We start from the raw sequence: 18790 nt of genomic DNA, 5'->3' as shown, positions 1-18790 counted from the left end.
TCAGTGTGCAGCCCGCTCGACGTTGGGCTGGCCCGGTCAGCCGGCGATACGCACGGTGACGAAGTCGGCTGCCAAAGGCAGTTGGTTGATCAGTTGTGCGCAGGACGGCGCGACGGTGATGGTGCACGGAACGTCGAACACATCCGAGAGTTCGGTGATGGCGACGACGAGATCTCTTTCGTTCTCGTCGAGATCCGCCGTCGTGGCCGAAACACGTAGCTCCGCGGTCTGCATAGTGATGGAAAGGCACCATTCATGGAACGCAGCGGACTCCACGTTGATCTCGCCCTTCCGGACCGCCAGCGTTGTTTCGTCGGCGGCGATCAGCATGAGACGAGCTCGTTCAGGAGCGCATCGAGATAGCGTTGCGAAGTATTCATCCGCGCTATCGCTCCCCAGTAGATGTCACCGGTGGCGCTCGGGTCTTTACGAATCTCCGGCTTGATGACATTTCTGAAGAACCCGCTCGCGTGCCTGGCGTCGATGCCGATGTGCTCCTTGTGGTATTCGCCGTTGCGATCGGAGAGGTGGTTCCGACGCCACGCCTCGAGCAGTTGCGCGCAGCGACGCGGGAACAGGAACTCCGTCACCGCGAAGCTGCCGATGGAGCGGTAGTAGAACCGGGGATTCACCGCCAGCGTCGCCGAGAGGTTCCCGCAGATGAGCGTCTCCACCAGCCGATGCGTGCGGACGAACTCGGGATCCGCTCCGACCTCGCGCATCGCGCTCTCGAACATCGACGTGTGCACCTGGGCGGGGTTGCCGTTGCCCATCTCGTCCCAGTAGTTGCCGGCCAACTCCAGCTTCTGCTGGTTGTCGCAGCCCAACTGCATCAACGCGATGAAGTCGTCGAATCGCGGATCCAGGGCGGTTTCCTGGGCGAGATAGTATCGGATATCCGCGACTCCAGCCGCGGACGGCAGAAAGTCGATGTAGAACGGATGTCGGTTGGCCGGGTGTGCGCGGACCGCTTCTTTCAATTGCTGGACAAACTTATCCGGGTCGTCGGTGAGCGGAACGTGACCCTCGTCCATCCATTGTTCTTCGTACTCGATGACGAAATCCTCGAGGATGGCCTGCACCGGATCGAGAATGCCCTTCCGGTTGCACCATGACTCGTTGGGGCGCGGCTTGGAGAAATATGAACTGTGAATGGATTCCAGTGCGAGATGCAAATCGGTCACGGCATCGATCGAACCTTCGCGTGCTCGCTCGACGGTCTCCTCGGCGATTGCTCTCAGGATTTTCGCCGACTCGGCCGCGGCGTCTCCACTGAACTGCTCATGAATGGATCTGGCGGAGCCGCGCTGGATTTCTTGAACGATATCCGAAAGATTGTGGCCGATGAGTATCGACGCTGTCATATTACCCCCCAAAGGGTTGTCCAATTGTGCTTACGTGCCTCGTCGAACTTCACGCGCCAACCCGTGGTGATGGCCTCGCATCGGCGTCGTGCTCATATTTGTTGACTCAATTGTCAACGAAACGTGTTTGCACCCCTGCTGGAGGAGGTTGGTAACCCCACCGACCCCCCGTGCGGCCCTGATCGGCCGTGCGATGACCATACGGCCGCACCTGTAGCCGAGTCAAGAGTGAGACGTCGATTATGTTGCGCCGCAATGGAAACAAACCGAGATGTCTGGAATCGCCGGCGGGTAGCGAGTTCGCGTATTTATGCGTACAGCATGAATGCACCGAAGCGTTCGGGGTTAGATGAATCCGGATAGGGTGGCGTTGTCGAGGAGGAATAGCACCCCGATATTCGGGGCTTGCATTTGCATTCGGCGGGCGGGGCATCGGTACGGCCAGTCCGACTCGTCGACCGTTGCCGTAAAACATCGGTCGAGACCTGACCTGCGGTGGCAGCGCGCCGTGCGCGGTGGACCGCTCCGTGTACGCGTCCCGGCTCGGTGTGGGCTGGGCGATCCGCGAGCACGGTGCAATCGGCCGAATCGGCACTGGGAGGCGGCGATTCGCTCGTGGCGCCCGAACCTCGCGGCGCGGCGATCACGGAGCGCATTGTTCGCTGAGTGATGACCGCTCATTCTGACTATGGTTAACTATAGTCTGTGAGATCGAGCGAATCGGATGCGGGGAAGACGGATATGGCAACAGCGGTCACGGTCAAGAAGCACATCCTGGAGCTCGGTGGGGCGTTCATGATGTCGCGCGAGGCAAGAGAATTCGGACAGGCAACCGGGGTGGACGGATTCCATGGCCCTTACACCCGTGGCCGCGGTGGCGTGCTCGGTGACGTGGATGCCGATGTGGTCACCGCGGCGTTCGGGTTCTTCGCGCCGGACCGGGTTCGGTCGGCCTGGGAATCGGTATCGATCCCGCCCGCCGACGCCGCCACCGGCTACCTCGCCGCCTGCCAGGACTTCGGCAAGCGCAAGCTTGCCGCGTTCCCGGACGCGGACAGGCTGGCGGAACTACTGCAGGCGGTCGTGACCGCGGGGTCGCCTGCCGGGCTGGCATTGTTCGCAGGCTGGCGAGCAATGCCGTTGCCGCAGAACGGCTCTGCCAGAGTTCTGCAGTTGGTGCATGTCCTTCGCGAACTGCGTGGCGGGCTGCATCTCATGGCGCTCGCCGCGAACCGGCTGACGCCCTCGCAAGCGGTCCTCATCGCCGGGTCGCCCATGCTCGACGGGCCCGATCAAGCCCGTCTGCTCGGCTGGCCGGAACCGTTCGAGGAGATCACCGCCGAGCAGCGCGATCGCTGGTCGGCCGCAGAGGCCTTGACCGACGTCCTGGCGCAGCCCTACTTCGAGGTGCTCGACGAGGCCGAGCAGCAGGAACTGGCCACCCTGATCGCCGCCGCCCACCGCGTCGCGCTGACTCGCTGAGTCTCTCGACGGCAGGGAATCCGCTGGTCCGATGTGGTGCGGCGGGGGATGGTCGTTGGCGTCCGGGTCGGCGCAGGCTGGATCGGCTACCCTGGGCGCTGCACTGGAGATTGTCGGATGTGAGGAAGATTTATGGGAAGCGTTGTCCTCGACGTTGTCGCGTTGCTCGCCAATCGTGCGGCGATGTTCTGGAATTGGATGGCCACCGGGTCGTCGGGGTTCCCGCCGCTGTGATTGCACGCTGAACGGATAGTTTGGGAACGCCCTGGTCATTCGACCGGGGCGTTCGCGTTTCCGCCTGCGGCATACCCTCGCGGTCTGGTGCGGCGTGAGAATCTGCTGGGCAGTTACTGATTGCCGCCGGGTTAGGGATTTCGCCGTCCATCCGGGTATACCCCCCGTATGTTGAGCACCGTGAGCACTGCCGGAACCGCGCGCCGCACCCCGAGTTGGTTCGCCCTCTGGATGGGGCTCCTGACAGCCCTGATCGTCGTGTGCTGCCTAGCCTTGTTCTGGCAGTTGGCCGCCGAAGGCACCTTCCCCGTCCAGGTAGTCCTGTGGTCGGCCATCGGCATACTCGGCGCGGTCGCGCTGCTGTTCGGCCTCATCGGCCTGTTCCGCTACCGCTCCTTCTTCTACAGCCTGATCGCCCCCCTCGTGATCGCCGTCTTCGCCGCCGTCGTCTGGTACGACCTCCCCGAAACCACCGGCTGGAAACTCTCCCGCGACATCCTGCAAACCCAAGCCACCGACTGCGCCAACCCCGGCAACCGAACCCGCCTGGGCGTCTACACCATCACTTACATCACCCGCCGAGACGGCGGCTGCCTCTTCTACACCCAAGGCGAAGAATCCAACTCCGCCAAGGGTTTCGCCTACTTCCCCGACAATGCCCCGCCCTACCTCGGCACCCCCACCTCCGGAATCGGCTACGAACACTTCCAAGGAAACTGGTACCGCTTCACCGAAGAGTCCTGACCTAGCGGCGCCCGCGGCGGTGATTACGACCGAAGCCTGCGATTGGCGAACGGCAGGGAACGCCTGGCTCCACTGGATTCGGCTTGCACGTCGCCCAGTAGAACGCGTCAGGGCAGTGGTGCGGCACCTCGTTGGGCGAGCAGCACACCCATCAGCCCGGCCTCCTGCCCCTGCGCGTGGATCATCGAACGCGCGCTCTCCTTCACCGGCCCGGAGGGCAGCAGGTGGTCGGCGGCCTGCGCCATCAGGATCCCGCCTTGATGGTGGCGAAACATCAACTGCAGGAACAGGATCTCGGCGTCACGGCCGCGCGCGGCGGCGAGCGCATCGAGTTCCGCCATGGTCGCCATCCCCGGCATCACGCTATCCGACGGCTTCGCCACGGATTGCGCGACCGGCGCCGAATGCTGGTGCGGCAGAGCCTCATCGGTGTGCATCCACGCCATCGGCCGCGCGGGCACCGGCGAGGCGTTGGCCAACCGCAACCAGCCGAGCATGGTGCCTATCTCGAGCCGCTGGGTGTCGTCGAGCTGCTGGGTCAACCGCGACACCGCCGGGTCGACCGCGCGATCGAGGCGTTGCGCCATGATCAGCGCCTGCTGATGGTGCGCGGTCATGTCCTGCACGAAGCCGATCTCGACGGCACTGAGAACCGGTGCGGCCGTGTGTGCTTCCGGCAGGACGAGCGGGCGCAGCGCGGCACCGAGCACCAGTAGCGCGAAGGCCAGGGAGGCGAGCGCGGCGCCGCGCATCCAGCGTGGCATCGCTACGACCCGACGATCGACTCTTGGTCCGCCGGCGGCGTATACACGTCGTTCTCCAGCTGCAACACCATGAATCCGTTGTCGGAGCAGGTGACGTACAGTTGCGAGCCACGCCATTCCGGCGGCGAGAGGCACCAGTCGGTGGAGACGTCGCCGAAGGCGAGCCTGCCGGTGCGCGGGGTGAGCGCGTCCGACGGATTGAACTGCCCTTCCAGCACTGCGCGAATCGCGGGCGGTGCACTCATCAACGGCACCCCGATGATCGAGGCGAGCGCGTGCGGTGAATTCCACAGGCTGAGGTTCTGGCCGGTGCGGGCCGGCGGGTTGAAGTAGGCGATCTCCCGAATGTCGAACGGGTCGCGCACATCGAAAACCCGGATACCGGAGGAGATCCAGCCGCAGGCGAGCGCCGTCGGATTGTCCCGGCGGTCGGCGGTGCAGTAGTGCGATTCGTAGGCGAAAGCCGAACCGCCCATGGACGACCCGATATTGCTGTCGATGTGCTGCGGCAGGTTGATCTCCAGCTTGATCTTCGCGGCGACCTTCGGCTTGGTGTCGTCGGAGATGTCGATGAGTTTCACACCGCCCGAACCGCCTTCGTCGACGGTGTAGAGGTAGGGCTTGCCGTCGTAGGTCACCGGAATGCTGTGCTGGGTCGCCCAGCCGTCGGTCCAGAACACCCGGCCGATATGGAAGACCTGCGGGTTCGGATCGCGGCGCTGCACCGCGCTGATGTCGAGCACGGTGAAGCCGCCGAGCGCGGAGATGTACATCCGGTTGCCGTCCGCGCTGATGCCGAAGCCGTGCGCCTCGATCCCGGTCAGGCCCTGCCAGACGACGTGCGGGTTGGCCGGGTCGGACAGATCGATCGCGCTGACGAAACCGGGGGCGATTCCGGAGGCCCAGTAGGTGTTGCCGTCGGGGGAGAAGCCGCCTTCGTGCGTCGTGATCGGCAGTGGCATCAGCATATTCGTGCCTGGGCCGGGATTGAGCAGGCGCGGATGCGCGCAGTCGGAAATGTCGTAGACCGACAGGTAGCCGACGCCCGTGCCGACCGGAACGCCGGTGCCGACCAGCAGCTTGCGCGCGGTGTTGACCTTCAGGCTCTCCCAGGTCCCCGCGAGCATCGCGGGTTCGGTGAGGTTGGCGGTGGGTCGCGGGTTCGCGGGGTCGGACGCGTCGACGACCTGCACGCCGCGGCCCTCGCTGATCAGGTCGCCGGGGAAGAAGGAACCCATGTAGGAGCAGTGCTCGAAGCTGGTCGAGGTGATGCCCGCGCCGCGCCCGGCGAAGCCGCCAACGAACGACATGTTGCAGCGGTAGCCCTGGGTGCTGCGTCCACTGTCCCGGTCGGCCGCCGTGACGTCGCCCTGCATGCCGTTCTCCGGGAGCGAGCCCGGCCCGCAGTCGGCCCGGGGGACCGAGGTGCGGCCGACATCCAGGAACTCCTGGACCGCGTTCTGGATGTCGGACTGTAGGTCGGCCGACGCGCTGCTCGGCAGCGTCAACACGGCGGCCAGGCCGACCGTGACCAGGGCCAATGGTTTGAAACGCCGCAGGCTCGTCAATGAGCGCATCGTCGGACTCCCCAACCTTCATCGGGTGTTGCTTCTGTCATCCCTCCGCTGACTGGGACAGCTCGGGGAACTGACTGAATGGTAGTAACTACCGTTAACTTATGCGGGAGGTTTTGCGGAAATTCGACGAACTAGCTGGTTGGGGCAGTCTTGGGGCACCGTCTGGGGCGGAAGATGGAAGGGTCGGTGCGGATACGCGAAAGGTCTGACCCGGCCAACTCGCAAGGGGTCAATCTGCGGGCCGCTGCGCCACGTCGTAGGCGAGCAGATCTTCGCAGGCCGCGAGCAGCGCCCGCCGCAACTCCGCCGACTGCTCCGCCAATACGGACTGCGACCGCACGTATTCCGCACGCCCGGAAGGTGTCTCGATACGCACCGGCGCATACCCGTACTCCGCCAGATCGTAAGGACTGGCCCGCATATCCAGTTCCCGTGCGGCGCAAGCCAGTTCAAAGCAGTCCAGGATCAGCGCGGAGGAAACCAGTGGGACCAGCTTGAACCCCCACTTATAGAGGTCCATATTCGCGTGCAGGCACCCGGGCTGTTCCCGGCTGACCTGATCGGCGCGCGTCAGCGGCTCGATATTGCGCCCCACCGCGTCGGGCGTGAAGAACCGGAACGCGTCGAAGTGCGTGCAGCGCAGCGACATCGACTCGACCACCTCGTCGGTGCCGGACCGGCCCAGCCGCAGCGGCACCTGCTGATGCCGGACATCGTCGGTGCGATACACCATCGCCCATTCGTGCAATCCGAAGCAGGACAGCTGCGCGGGCCGGGCCGCGGTGGCGCGCAACAGGTTCGCGATGAACTGGATGGTGTCGCGACGACGCGCGAGATAGCCGGGGTCCGCCGTGAAAATCGATGAATCCGCATCGAGCCGGTGGTATCCGCGCGCCCCGTCGTATTCGCGGGCACCCGCCAGTCCGACGCCGAACCCCGGATGCCAGCGCCGCAACTGGGCGGGCTTGTGCCCGTAATAGGTGAACAGGAAGTCGATCACCGGATGCGACGACCCGGCCGCCCGCCGTTCGACATACGGGCCAACCAATCGTTCCACCCGATCCAGGTGCGCCGCGGCCTGCGCGCGCCACTGCGCTTCGGCCAGGACGACAACCTCCGACCCGGTCATTCGATGATCCGGTGCGTCCCGTCGCGGACGGTGCCGACGAACTCTTCCACCAGATCTTCCAGCGCCACAATGCCCGTGGTGTTGCCGCGGGCATCGACGACCCGACCCAGGTGACTGTTCGTCCGGCGCAACCTGGCCAACGCCTCGTACAGCGGGGTGTGCATGCTCAGCGTCGGCAACGGCCGAATGTCGGTGCGCGGAATGGGCGTCGTCGGCCCCGCGTTCTCGTCGGCGACCTTGTCCAGCACATCCTTGACGTGCATGTAGCCCACCAGCGACCCGTCGCTCGCGCGCACGGGGTAGCGGGAGAACCCGGTCTCGGCGACCGCACTCTCGATGTCGCCGAGGGTGGTTCCGTTGCCGCGCAACGGGACCGTCCTGGTCGTCGCCAACGGCACCATCACATCGGCGACCATCCGTTCGCTGGTGCCGAGCGCCTGGGTGAGCCTGCGGTGTTCCTCCTCGTCGAGCAGGCCCTCCGAGCGCGACTCGCCGATCATCTCGGCGAGTTCCACCGAGGAGACGGTCGCCTGCAACTCGTCCTTCGGCTCGATCCGCAGCATCCGCAGCGTCAGATTCGCACAGAGGTTGTAGAAGGCGATCAGGGGGCGGGCCACGCGCAACCACATCAGGTGCACCGGAACGAGCAGCAGCGCACTGCGTTCCGGCCCGGCGAGCGCGATGTTCTTCGGAATCATCTCGCCGAACAGGATGTGCAGCACCACCACGATGGCGAGGGCGATAGCGAACGCGATCGGATGCAGCAGCTGCTCGGGCATGCCGAGGAAATCGAACGGACCCTCCAGCAGGTGGGCCACCGCGGGTTCGCCGACGCGACCGAGCAGGATCGAGCAGATGGTGATGCCGAGCTGCGCGGCGGCGAGCATCATCGACAGGTTCTCGCCCGCCCGAATCACGATGTCGGCGTTGCGCTTTCCCTGCGCGGCGAGTGCTTCCAGGCGATCGCGGCGCGCGGAGATCAGCGCGAACTCGGCGGCGACGAAGAAGCCGTTGCCTGCGAGCAGCACGACGGTGAGCAGGACACCGAACAGGTCACCCATGGCTGTGCTCCTGCTCCGGCTCGGCCTGTAGCTGCCGGAACGCGAGGTCGTCGGGGGCGACCGGCAGCAACCGGACCCGGTCTATCCGGCGTCCGTCCATGCGCTCTACCCGCGCGATCCACCCGCCGGTGCTCGGCTGGTCGCCCGAAGACCATTGCTGGGAACGCGGATTCGGCAGCACGACCTCGTCACCGGCCTCCGGGATGCGGCCGAGCCTGGTGAGCACGAGCCCGCCGAGGGTCTCGTACTCGCCTTCGGGGGCGTCGTATCCGGTGGCGCGGGAGACCTCGTCGATGCGCAGCAGGCCGGAGCAGTCCCAGCCGTCGGCGACCCGGCGCACATCGAGTTCTTCCTCGTCGTGCTCGTCGCGCACGTCGCCGAGGATCTCCTCGATGATGTCCTCCATCGTGACGATGCCCGCGGTGCCGCCGTACTCGTCGACGACCAGCGCGACCTGCATGCCGTCGGCGCGGATTCGTTCGAGCACCTCGTCGCCGTCCAAGCTGGCGGGCACGATCGGGACCGGGTGGGCCAGCATCTGCAGCGGAATGGTGCGGCGCACGTTCGCGGGATGGGTGAACGCCTGCTTGATGTGCACGACGCCGAGGGTGTTGTCCAGGTCGCCGTCGATCACCGGGAAGCGGGAGTAGCCGGTGCGGCGGGCGGCGTCGATCAGGTCGGCGATGGTGTCCAGCTTGTCCAGCGCCTCGATCTTCACCCGCGGCGTCATCAGTTCCTCGGCGCTGCGCTCGCCGAACTGCAGCGACCGGTCGATCACCAGGGCGGTGCGCTGGTCGAGCGAGCCGCGCAGCGCGGACGTGCGCACCAGCGAGCCGAGTTCCTGCGGCGAACGCGCCGAACGCAGTTCCTCGGCGGGCTCGACGCCGAGCCTGCGGACGACCCAGTTCGCGGTGTTGTTGAGGAAATGGATCAGCCACTTGAAGATGACGGAGAAGGCGACCATCGGCGGCGCTGTGGTGCGCGCGGTGGCCAGCGGCTTGGCGATGGCGATGTTCTTCGGCACCAGCTCGCCGTAGATCATCGACAGCGAGGTGGCCAGGACCAGGGCGAGCGTCAGGGAGACGCCGCGGGCGGCGCCGTCGCTCAGTCCGACGCCGGTGAACAGCGGGTTCAGTAGCCGCGCCAGCACCGGCTCGGCGATATAGCCGGTGATCAGTGTGGTGATGGTGATGCCGAGCTGCGCGCCGGACAGCTGGAACGACAGTGTCCGATGGGCTTGGCGGACCATCCGCGCGCGGACGTCACCGTCGCGCGCGTGCGCCTCCACGGTGCTGCGTTCCAGCGCGGTGAGCGAGAATTCGGCGGCGACGAAGAGGGCGGTGCCTGCCGTGAGAGCGATGAACCCCAGCAGGCTGAGCACCGTGAGTGCGACGGACATCGTCAGCACCCGCCGAACGAGACGGGGAACCGCACGGCGCGGAATGGGGCTGGGGGAAGGAGGACGCCGGGTTTGTCACCCGGCTCGGTAGAGGAGCCCTCCTGTGCTGCGCCCTCGGACGCGGGTGACAACTGGATCCTTTCGCAAGCCGAAGATGTGTTGCCGGAGACCGGCAACCCCTATGTTACCGGCCCACGCGTCGAGTCGCGTGGGCCGGTGGTCGTGCCGTCTCGGCGTGTCTCACCAACCGCTGGGCAGCGGGCGTCCCTCGGCGAAACCGGCGGCCGACTGCACGCCGAGCACCGCCTTGTCGTGCAACTCGGCCAGGCTGCGGGCGCCCGCGTAGGTGCACGCGCTGCGCACGCCGGAGCAGATGTGGTCGATGAGGTCCTCCACGCCGGGGCGCTCGGGGTCGAGGCGCATGCGCGAGCTGGAGATGCCCTCCTCGAACAGGGCCTTGCGGGCCCGGTCGAACGCGCTGTCGGTGGCGGTGCGGGCCGCGACGGCGCGCTTGGACGCCATGCCGAAGCTTTCCTTGTAGGCGTTGCCGTCCCGGTCCAGGCGCAGGTCGCCAGGGGATTCGTAGGTGCCTGCGAACCACGAGCCGATCATCACGTTGGACGCACCCGCGGCCAGCGCCAGCGCGACGTCGCGCGGGTGCCGCACGCCGCCGTCGGCCCAGATGTGCACGCCGAGTTCCTTGGCCGCGGCGGCACATTCGGCGACCGCGGAGAACTGCGGGCGGCCGACGCCGGTCATCATCCGGGTGGTGCACATGGCGCCGGGGCCGACACCGACCTTGATGATGTCGGCGCCGGCGGCGGCCAAATCGCGAGTGCCCTGCGCGGACACCACATTGCCCGCCACCAGCGGCACGCCGAGGCCGAGATCGCGTACGGCGCTGAGGGATTCGAGCATCTTGGCCTGGTGGCCGTGCGCGGTGTCCATCACCAGCACGTCGGCGCCCGCGTCGACCAGCGACTTGGCCTTGGCGACCACGTCACCGTTGATGCCGACCGCGGCGGCGACGCGCAGCTGGCTCTGGTTGTCGACGGCGGGCTGGTAGATCCCGGCGCGGACCGCGCCGGTGCGGGTCATCACGCCGGCCAGCGTGCCGTCCTCGGCGGTGAGCACCGCGAGCTGGGCATGCTTGGCCTCGAGCAGTTCGAAGATGTCGCGCGGGGAGGTGCTGGCGGGGGCCTGCACGAAATTGGTGATCGCGACGTCGCGCAGCCGGGCGAACCGGTCCACATCGGTGCAGGACGCCTCGGTGACGACCCCGACCGGGCGGCCCGCGTCGACCACGATGACGGCGCCGTGGGCGCGCTTGTGCATCAGGGCGACGGCCTCGGACACCGAACGTTCCGGGTCGAGGGTGACCGGGGTGTCGGCGGTGAGCGAGCGGCTCTTGACGAACGCGATGGTGTCGGCGGCCGCGCTGATCGGCAGATCCTGCGGCAGCACCACGATGCCGCCGCGGCGGGCCACCGTCTCGGCCATCCGACGACCCGCGACCGCGGTCATATTGGCCACGACGATGGGAATGGTGGTGCCGGACCCGTCGACGGTGGAGAGGTCGACATCGAACCGTGAGGCGACATCCGTCCGATTAGGGACGAGGAAGAGGTCGTCGTAGGTCAGGTCATACGGCGGCTGATGGCCAGGGAGAAACTGCACTTAACCGATGATAACCAAGTCCGGCCGGTAGCGCGCAATTCTCCAGCACTCGCCGGAGACGTACCTCACAGCGCGTGACGGGCACGCTGGCAGGGCGGACGGCGTCGCCTGCCCCGTCGACCGGCCCACCATCGGCGCCCGCAACGTCGGAGCGCGCCCACAGCGAACCGGAGCCATCCGCCGTGGCATGGAGTGGGGGTCAGGCGGTGGCTTGGGCGCTCGATAGGCGGATTGTGGTGGCGCACATGACGAGCACGGCGAGGGCGGTGATGGCGAGGCCGAAGGTGTTGGTGCGGAAGCGTTCGTCGAGGACGGTGACGCCGATGAAGGCTGCGGCGAGTGGCTCGGCGATGGTGACCGCGGGCAGGGACGCCGCGAGGGGGCCGGCTTGGAATGCTCGCTGTTGCAGGTAGACGCCGGTGAGGCCGGCGGCGGCGAGGGCCCAGGTCTGCCAGCTGCCGAGTACATCGGTGAGGCCGTGTTCGAACAGGGCGGTGACGTAGGAGGTGAGGGCGGCGGCGACGCCGTAGAGCGAACCGCTCGCGGCGCCGAGGAGCAGGGCGCGGCGGCTGGGGGCGGCGCTGCGGACGCCGATGAGCGTGGTTGCTCCGATGAGCGCGGCCAGGACAGCGAGCGGCAGCAGCCAATGGTGCAGGGGCGCATCGATATTGCCTGCGGACGGGTTGCCGACGAGGAGGAAACAGGCCAGGGCCGCGGTGAGCGCGAGCGCGGTCGCCCAGGTGCGTGCGCTGATCCGGCGGCCGTTGAGTGTGGCGGCCAGCGGTAGCGCGAATACCAAGGCGCTCACCAGGATTGGTTGCACCAGCAGGACCGAGCCCAACGCGAGCGCGGCGACCTGCATCGCGTATCCGCCGACATCGCCGGCTATGCCGGCCCACCAGCGCGGGCTGCGCAGCAGTGCCCGGACGAGCGAATCACCCTCGGGGACCGCGGCCGCCGCCTGTTGCTGCGCGACCGCGGCCACCGCGAAGAACAGCGCTGCCAGCAGTGCGCAAGCCACCGCACCCACCGGATGGTTGGTCACGACCGTCAGTTTGCCCCACGGTTGCGAGTCCCCGGCGAGTGCTCCGGGCGCACGGCGCGTCGCCGTGCGTTCCCGGGCGTGTCGCCGCCGGTGGTCCCACCTGAGCCGGTCCTGCGGCTCCGTCCGCCCCCGCCTTTGGCCGACCCGGCCCCACGCGCGCTCGACCCGGCCCCACGCGCGCTCGAACCGGCCCCACGCGCGCTCGAACCGGTGCCAGTCGATGAACCGGCAGCGCGACCGCCCGAGCCATCCGCGCCCGACCGGCCCTTCGAACCCTGATCGCGCGACGACCCCTTCGCCGAACCATCCTTACGTCGATCGGCCGCCGCATGCTCCGCCCGCACCGGCGCACCCCCGCCGCGCGTCTCACCCGAGCGCCGCCCCGCGCCGGAGCGTCGGCGACCGGTTCCCGAATTACTCTCCGCGACAGGCTGCTTGGGCGGCGCGGGGGCGGCCACCGGAATCCCGGAAGGCTGGCGCGCGCCGGTGATCTCGATCAGCCGACGATCGCCGGGCCGGACATCGATCCCCACGATCTCGACACCCGCTTTGCGAGTCATCGCCTCGACCTCGCGGCGTTCCTCGTCCATCACCAGCGTGACGACCACCCCGTCCTCGCCCGCCCGCGCGGTCCGCCCGGCGCGATGCAGATACGCCTTGGACTCCGCGGGCGGATCGACGTGCACCACCAGGGAAATATTGTCGACGTGGATACCGCGCGCCGCGACATCGGTGGTGACCAGCACCGGAACCGACCCGTCCGCGAACGCCGCCAGCGTGCGCGTCCGGTTGTTCTGCGCCTTGCCGCCGTGCAGCGCGCCCGCCGCGACGCCTGCCCCGCGCAGCTGCTTGGCCAGCCGGTCGGCGCCGTGTTTGGTGCGCACGAACATGATGGTGAGCCCGTCGCGCGCGGCGATCTCGGCGGCGACGGACCGCTTGGCCAGCTTGTCGCGCACGAAGAGCAGGTGGTGCGTCATCGTGGTGACCGACGCCGACGCGGGCGCGGTGGAGTGGGTGACGGGGGAGCGCAGGTACCGCTTGACGAGCTTGTCCACCTCACCGTCCAGCGTGGCCGAGAACAGCAGGCGCTGACCGTCTTTCGGCGTTTGATCGAGCAGCTTGGTGACCTGCGGCAGGAAACCCATATCGGCCATGTGATCGGCCTCGTCCAGCGCGGTGATCCGCACATCGGACAGCCCCGCCGAGCCCTGCGCGATCAGATCGGCGAGTCGTCCCGGTGTGGCGATGAGCAGATCGACGCCGCGGGCGAGCCGCTCGGCCTGCCGCCGGATCGGCGCGCCGCCGACCACCGAGGCGACCCGCAGGCCCGTCGCGAGCGCGGGTCCGTCCAGCGCCCGTTCGATCTGCGCGGCCAGCTCGCGGGTGGGCACCAGCACCAGCCCGCGCGGCCGCCCCGGCTTGGTCGAGCCGCCGGCGAGCCGGGCCAGCATGGGCAGCCCGAACGCGAGGGTCTTGCCGGACCCGGTCGGGCCGCGGCCGAGCACATCCTTGCCCGCCAACGCATCCGGCACCGTCGCGGCCTGGATGGGAAACGGTGCCTCGATGCCGTCGTTGCGCAGTGCCTGCACGAGCACGGCGGGCAGGCCCAGGTCCATGAAGGTCACGGTGGGCGCCGCGGCGACGGGTGTCGAGGGGGTCACGGGTGCTGTGTGCCTTTCGTAGGACGCGCTCGTGCTCGGACAACGCGTTGTTCGGTGGGGCGGTGCGGGGTGCACCGCGCGCTGCGGAAGAACAGCAGCGCGAGGAGACGATGCGGCCGGCCGAGTAGCAGGCCAAGTGTCCAGGATACGTCCTACGAACCGCTAGCCGCGGAACAGGCGTTCGAGCTCCACCAGCCAGGGCACCGCGACGGCCATGGTCGGCACGACGAGGATGGCGGCCGAGCCGAGATACGCGGCGGTGGCGACCCGGACGTCACCGATCCGCCCGGTGAGGCGCTGGATGCGAATGAGGGTGGTCGGCCCGCCCGCGGCGAGCGCGCCCTGGGGCGCGGTGGATTTCGAGCAGGCGACGAGCGCGCGCGCCAGCGGCTTCGGCCCGGTCACCTTCACCGCGGAGTCGTCGGCGAGCAGTTCGATGAGCAGCTTCACCGAGCCGAGCGCGGCCTTGCTTCGCACGAATCGCGGAAACGCTTCGTGCACCGCGGTGAACGCCTCGAGCACCAAATCGTGCCTGGCGCGCAGGTGTGAGCGTTCGTGGCTGACGATCGCGGTGATCTCCGCGTCGTCCAGGTTGGTCAGGGTGCCTTCGCTGATCACCACGCGCTGGCGCAGACCTGGCAGGCAGTAGGCGATCGGTTCGGTCGCGGCGAGCACCCGGATATCGGAGGCGCGGCGGCGCGGACCGCTCTGATCGAGCAGGTCGACGAGCATCCGGTGCCTGGCCCGTCGGCGCCGCGTGTGCACGCCGACGCGGACGATCGCGTAACAGAGCCGCGCGCCGACCAGCAGGGTCAGCGCGAACACGAAGACGTAGGCCAGCCACAGCGGTAACCCGAGCGCGTCGATCTCGCGGGTGGGTGCGGTGGTCGGCCTGCCGTCGGGTCCGGGCACCAGCAGTTCGGCGGCGATGGCCAGGCCGGAGCCGAACGCGCTGAGCACGGCGGCCAGCGCGATGGCCTGCCAGAGCACGAGCGCGGCACGGGGCGTCCGGTATGTCCAGGTCGCCCGGCTGAGCAAGGCCGGGGCAGGCCCCGCGAGAAGCAATGCGAGTCCGGCGAATACCGGCGCGGTTGCGTTCATCGACTCAGCTCACTGCGTTGGGGGCAAGGTCGCGAGGAGTCTACTGCGGGGGCGGTGTGTCCTCGTTCGCTTCGAGCTTAGCGAGTGCTTCGCGAAGTGCGGCAGCCTCATCCTTGCCGACCTGTTCCACGAAGTGCACCAGCGCGGCGGCGCGGCTGCCCGCGGCGTCGGCCTGTTGTAGTGCGTCCACCATGAGGCTGGCGACCAATTCGTCCCTGCTGTGCACGGGCGCGTAGCGATGCGCACGGTCGTCCCGCTGCTGGACCACGAGGTTCTTCTTCGCGAGTCGTTGCAGCACCGTCATCACCGTGGTGTACGCGAGCTCGCGGCGTGCGGCCAATGCCTCGTGCACCTGCCGGACTGTCTGCGGTTCATCGGTCGACCACAACTGGTCCATGACCGCTTTCTCGAGTTCACCAAGTCCTGCCATTCCACAATTTTACGGACTCAACGACGCGCATGCGTACTACAGGGTGTCGTAACTATGGAATAGCTGGTGTGGTATTTGTCATACGGTGGTGGATTCGGGCATGACGGGCCCGCCTGCCTTGCCGAGAACGTGGCGTGTTCCGATCGGCACCACCATCGGCCTGCCCGACACCGGATCCTCCAGAACCGAGGCGTCGAGGTCGAAAACCTCGCGCAGCAGCGCGACGTCGATGATGTCGGCGGGTTTGCCCTGCGCGACGATGCGGCCCTCGCGCATGACGATCAGCTCGTCGCTGTAGCGGATCGCCAGATTGAGATCGTGCAGCACCATCACCACGGTGCGGCCGAGCTCGGCGTGCAACCGGTCGACCAGGTCGAGCACGTCCACCGCGTGCGCGAGGTCGAGATAGGTGGTCGGCTCGTCGAGCAACAGGATGTCGGTGCCCTGGGCCAGCGCCATCGAGATCCAGGCCCGCTGGCGTTGTCCGCCGGAGAGCTCGTCGAGCGCGCGGTCGGCCAGATCGGCGATGCCGGTCTGCGCGAGCGCGGTCATCACCTCGTCCTCGTCGGCGGCCGACCACTGCCGGAACCACGACTGGTGCGGATGCCGCCCGCGCGCGACCAGATCGGCGACGGTCAGTCCCTCCGGCGCGACCGGCGACTGCGGCAGCATGCCGATCACCCTGGCCACGTCCTTGGTCTTCATCGTCGAAATGGCCTTGCCGTCCAACAACACTCGGCCCATCTGCGGGCGGAGCAGCCGGCCGAGCGAGCGCAGCAGGGTTGACTTGCCGCAGCCGTTGGGGCCGATCACCGTGGTGATCACGCCGGGCGCGATATCGAGGGTCAGCCCGTCGATGATCACCCGGTCGCCGTAGGCGAGCGTGACGTCGTCGGCGGCGAGCCGGGTCGGCGCCGATTCCGCGGTGGTCGCAGCGTCTGTGGTCATGACAGGGTCGCCTTCCGATTCATTCGCACGAGCAGGTAGAGCAGGAACGGTCCGCCGAAGGCCGCGGTGACGATGCCAACGGGCAGGTCGGCCGGGAAGATCGAGCGCGACGCGACATCCGCGCCGACCACCAGGATCGCACCGGTGAGCGCCGACCCGATCAGCGGTTCGCCGGGGGTGCGCAGCAGTCGCCGTGCGATCTGCGGCGCGGACAGCGCGACGAAACTCACCGGCCCGACGGCCGCGGTCGCCACCGAGGCGCCGACCACCGCCGCGCCGATCAGGATGGCCTGCTGGGTTTGGATGCGCACCCCGAGCGACCGGGTGGTGTCGGCGCCGAGCCGCAGCGCGGCCAAGGTGCGGGCCGAGCCGAGCGCGACGACCACCACCACGGCCAGCGCGAATGTCGCTGGGAGCAAACCGGATCGATCGGCGTTGTTCAGGGATCCGTTGAGCCACAACTGGGCTCGCTGCGCGTCTTGCAGCGTGGCGCGGGTGAGCAACCAGCTGATGCCGGCCAGCAACAAGGCGTTCATGCCGACGCCGATCAAGACCAGCCGCAAACCCGTGACGCCCCGATCGCCGGTCGGACTGCGGCCCCAGGCCAGCAGGTAGATGGCCACGGCGGTGAGCAGACCGCCGCCCAGCGCGGCCAGCGGCGCGCCGAAGGTGGCGAGTAGCCCGGTACCCCCGCCGCCGATCACCACCACCGCGACCGCGCCGAGGCTGGCGCCGCTGGTGATGCCGAGCATGTCGGGTGCGGCGAGCGGGTTGTGCAGGATGGACTGGGTGATCGCCCCCGCGAGCCCGAGCGCGGCCCCGACCACCAGGGCGGTGAGCGCCCGCGGCAGCCGGGAGTCGAGCACGATGAACCGTTGGGCTCGGGTGCCACCGCCGGTGAGCACGTCGATCACCCGGTCGAGCGGGATGTGCGATTCGCCGGTGGCGATGTCCAGGCAGAAGCACAGCACCAGCAGCGCGGCCAGCGCGAGGACGACGAGCACCATCACCGGACGCAACACCACCGAGGCGGGCCCGACCCGCAGTGCGGGCCGTGCGCTCTGGGTCTTCAGCGACAGTGTCACAGGCTCACCAACTTCCGACGTCGGACGAACGCGATGAAGAACGGCGCGCCGACCGCGGCCAGCATCACGCCGACCTGCAACTCGCCCGGCTTGGCCACGACACGTCCGACGATGTCGGCGATCAGCAGCAGCAGCGCGCCGAACAATCCGGAGTAGGGCACCAGCCAGCGGTAGTCCGGTCCGGTGATCACCCTGGCCAGGTGGGGCACCACCAGGCCGAGGAACGCGATCGGCCCGACCGCCGCGGTCGACGCGCCGGACAGCAGCACGATCGCGGCCAGTCCGAGCGCACGACTGCGGCCGATGTTCACGCCGAGCCCGCGCGCCACGTCGTCGCCGAGGCTGAGCAGATTCAGGCCCGGGGAGGCCATGAGCGCGAGCACCAGGCCGAGGGACAGGAATGGCAGCACCTGCCATAACACCGAGGCGTCGCGGCCGGCGACGGTGCCGACGACCCAGAACCGGTAGGTATCCAGCGCCGCGGGATCCAGCAGCACAATGGCGTTCGTCATCGCCTGCAAAAATGCGGTGACTGCCGCGCCGGCCAGCACCAGGCTCAACGGGCTCGCCTTGCCGCCGCCGATGGCCGAGGCGCTGAACACCACCACCCCGGCGATCAGCGCTCCGGCGAAGGCGAACCAGATGTACTGCTCCGGCGCGGTGAACGCGAACAGGTAGATGCTCAGCGCCGCGAGAAACGCCGCGCCGGAGTTGAGTCCGAGTAGCCCCGCGTCGGCGAGCGGGTTGCGCGTGTAGCCCTGGATCAGCGCGCCCGCGATGCCGAGGGCGAGTCCGGTGACCAGCGCCAGTGCCGTGCGAGGGAGTCGAAGTCCACGTACGATTTCCTCAGCGGTGGAGCCGGCCGGGCAGCTGAACGGTCCGCCCTGGCAGGTGAGTGCGTTGTGCAGCGCGTCGTAGACGGTGCCCGGCGCCAGCGACCTGGTGCCGATCGCGATGCTGGCAACCACGGTGAGCAGGAGCAGAGCGGTCAGGACGAGCAGGCCGGATAGCCGACGCCGCCGTGCGTTGCCAAGCGTGGTCACGGTGACGAACTACTCCTGAGATTCGTTGTAGCAGAGTACTGGTTGG

At 68.1% G+C, this 18790-nt stretch carries 17 protein-coding genes; 2 read left to right on the top strand and 15 right to left on the bottom strand.

The genetic code is table 11. From position 1 onward, the window contains the following. Positions 1-36 precede the first annotated feature (36 nt). Together ACIHA7_RS11980 and ACIHA7_RS11975 are read right to left on the bottom strand one after the other, a co-directional pair. On the bottom strand, positions 37-330 hold the full coding sequence (locus ACIHA7_RS11980; protein ID WP_397288394.1) for a hypothetical protein: 294 nt from the start codon (positions 328-330) through the stop codon (positions 37-39). Beyond that, positions 324-1364: an iron-containing redox enzyme family protein gene (locus ACIHA7_RS11975; protein WP_397288392.1), complete on the bottom strand. Its 1041-nt coding sequence runs from the start codon at positions 1362-1364 to the stop codon at positions 324-326. Before ACIHA7_RS11975 ends, ACIHA7_RS11980 begins: the two co-directional genes overlap by 7 nt. Before the next feature lie 741 nt (positions 1365-2105). Between ACIHA7_RS11975 and ACIHA7_RS11970 the strand changes: the two genes are divergently transcribed. Further along, a complete protein-coding gene (locus ACIHA7_RS11970; protein ID WP_397288391.1) occupies positions 2106-2846 on the top strand; it encodes a hypothetical protein in 741 nt (246 codons plus the stop codon). A gap of 414 nt (positions 2847-3260) precedes the next feature. Further along, on the top strand, positions 3261-3824 hold the full coding sequence (locus ACIHA7_RS11965) for a hypothetical protein (protein WP_397288389.1): 564 nt from the start codon (positions 3261-3263) through the stop codon (positions 3822-3824). A 107-nt stretch (positions 3825-3931) separates the two neighbouring features. Here ACIHA7_RS11965 and ACIHA7_RS11960 read toward each other — a convergent pair whose 3' ends face one another. The 13 genes from ACIHA7_RS11960 to ACIHA7_RS11900 form a co-directional block, all read right to left on the bottom strand. Continuing rightward, a complete protein-coding gene (locus tag ACIHA7_RS11960; RefSeq protein ID WP_397288387.1) occupies positions 3932-4588 on the bottom strand; it encodes a DUF305 domain-containing protein in 657 nt (218 codons plus the stop codon). A 2-nt stretch (positions 4589-4590) separates the two neighbouring features. Continuing rightward, the gene (locus ACIHA7_RS11955; RefSeq protein ID WP_397288385.1) at positions 4591-6165 is read right to left on the bottom strand and encodes an LVIVD repeat-containing protein; all 1575 of its coding nucleotides are present in this window, start codon (positions 6163-6165) and stop codon (positions 4591-4593) included. 229 nt (positions 6166-6394) lie between these two features. Then, positions 6395-7294, bottom strand: a complete 900-nt coding sequence (locus ACIHA7_RS11950; protein WP_397288383.1) for a 3-methyladenine DNA glycosylase — start codon at positions 7292-7294, stop codon at positions 6395-6397. Beyond that, entirely contained in the window at positions 7291-8355 is a 1065-nt protein-coding gene (locus tag ACIHA7_RS11945; RefSeq protein WP_397288381.1) for a hemolysin family protein, read from the bottom strand. Before ACIHA7_RS11945 ends, ACIHA7_RS11950 begins: the two co-directional genes overlap by 4 nt. Next, positions 8348-9754: a hemolysin family protein gene (locus tag ACIHA7_RS11940; RefSeq protein ID WP_397288379.1), complete on the bottom strand. Its 1407-nt coding sequence runs from the start codon at positions 9752-9754 to the stop codon at positions 8348-8350. Before ACIHA7_RS11940 ends, ACIHA7_RS11945 begins: the two co-directional genes overlap by 8 nt. A 240-nt stretch (positions 9755-9994) precedes the next feature. After that, positions 9995-11431 (bottom strand): GuaB1 family IMP dehydrogenase-related protein, encoded by a 1437-nt coding sequence (locus tag ACIHA7_RS11935; protein WP_397288377.1) that lies wholly within the window; start codon positions 11429-11431, stop codon positions 9995-9997. Between the two features lie 199 nt (positions 11432-11630). Next, positions 11631-12476 carry a DMT family transporter gene (locus ACIHA7_RS11930; RefSeq protein WP_397288375.1) on the bottom strand — a complete coding sequence of 282 codons (846 nt, stop codon included), beginning with the start codon at positions 12474-12476 and terminating at the stop codon, positions 11631-11633. A gap of 5 nt (positions 12477-12481) precedes the next feature. Beyond that, positions 12482-14092: a DEAD/DEAH box helicase gene (locus ACIHA7_RS11925; RefSeq protein ID WP_397288739.1), complete on the bottom strand. Its 1611-nt coding sequence runs from the start codon at positions 14090-14092 to the stop codon at positions 12482-12484. Positions 14093-14299: 207 nt separating this feature from the next. Next, complete coding sequence (locus tag ACIHA7_RS11920) at positions 14300-15238, bottom strand: M56 family metallopeptidase (protein WP_107656457.1); 939 nt, start codon at positions 15236-15238, stop codon at positions 14300-14302. 40 nt (positions 15239-15278) lie between these two features. Beyond that, the gene (locus ACIHA7_RS11915) at positions 15279-15668 is read right to left on the bottom strand and encodes a BlaI/MecI/CopY family transcriptional regulator (RefSeq protein WP_107656458.1); all 390 of its coding nucleotides are present in this window, start codon (positions 15666-15668) and stop codon (positions 15279-15281) included. Between the two features lie 78 nt (positions 15669-15746). Further along, positions 15747-16616: an ABC transporter ATP-binding protein gene (locus ACIHA7_RS11910; RefSeq protein ID WP_397288372.1), complete on the bottom strand. Its 870-nt coding sequence runs from the start codon at positions 16614-16616 to the stop codon at positions 15747-15749. Continuing rightward, the gene (locus ACIHA7_RS11905; protein WP_397288370.1) at positions 16613-17701 is read right to left on the bottom strand and encodes a FecCD family ABC transporter permease; all 1089 of its coding nucleotides are present in this window, start codon (positions 17699-17701) and stop codon (positions 16613-16615) included. The genes ACIHA7_RS11910 and ACIHA7_RS11905 overlap by 4 nt, the downstream gene beginning before the upstream one ends. Then, positions 17698-18744, bottom strand: coding sequence for a FecCD family ABC transporter permease (locus ACIHA7_RS11900; RefSeq protein ID WP_397288368.1), 1047 nt, complete (start codon positions 18742-18744; stop codon positions 17698-17700). The genes ACIHA7_RS11905 and ACIHA7_RS11900 overlap by 4 nt, the downstream gene beginning before the upstream one ends. Between the last annotated feature and the right edge of the window lie 46 nt (positions 18745-18790).

This window comes from Nocardia sp. NPDC052316, from assembly GCF_044547795.1.
Lineage (GTDB): Bacteria > Actinomycetota > Actinomycetes > Mycobacteriales > Mycobacteriaceae > Nocardia.
Note: the sequence above shows the minus strand (reverse complement) of the source record. Positions and strands in the feature narration are given on the sequence as shown.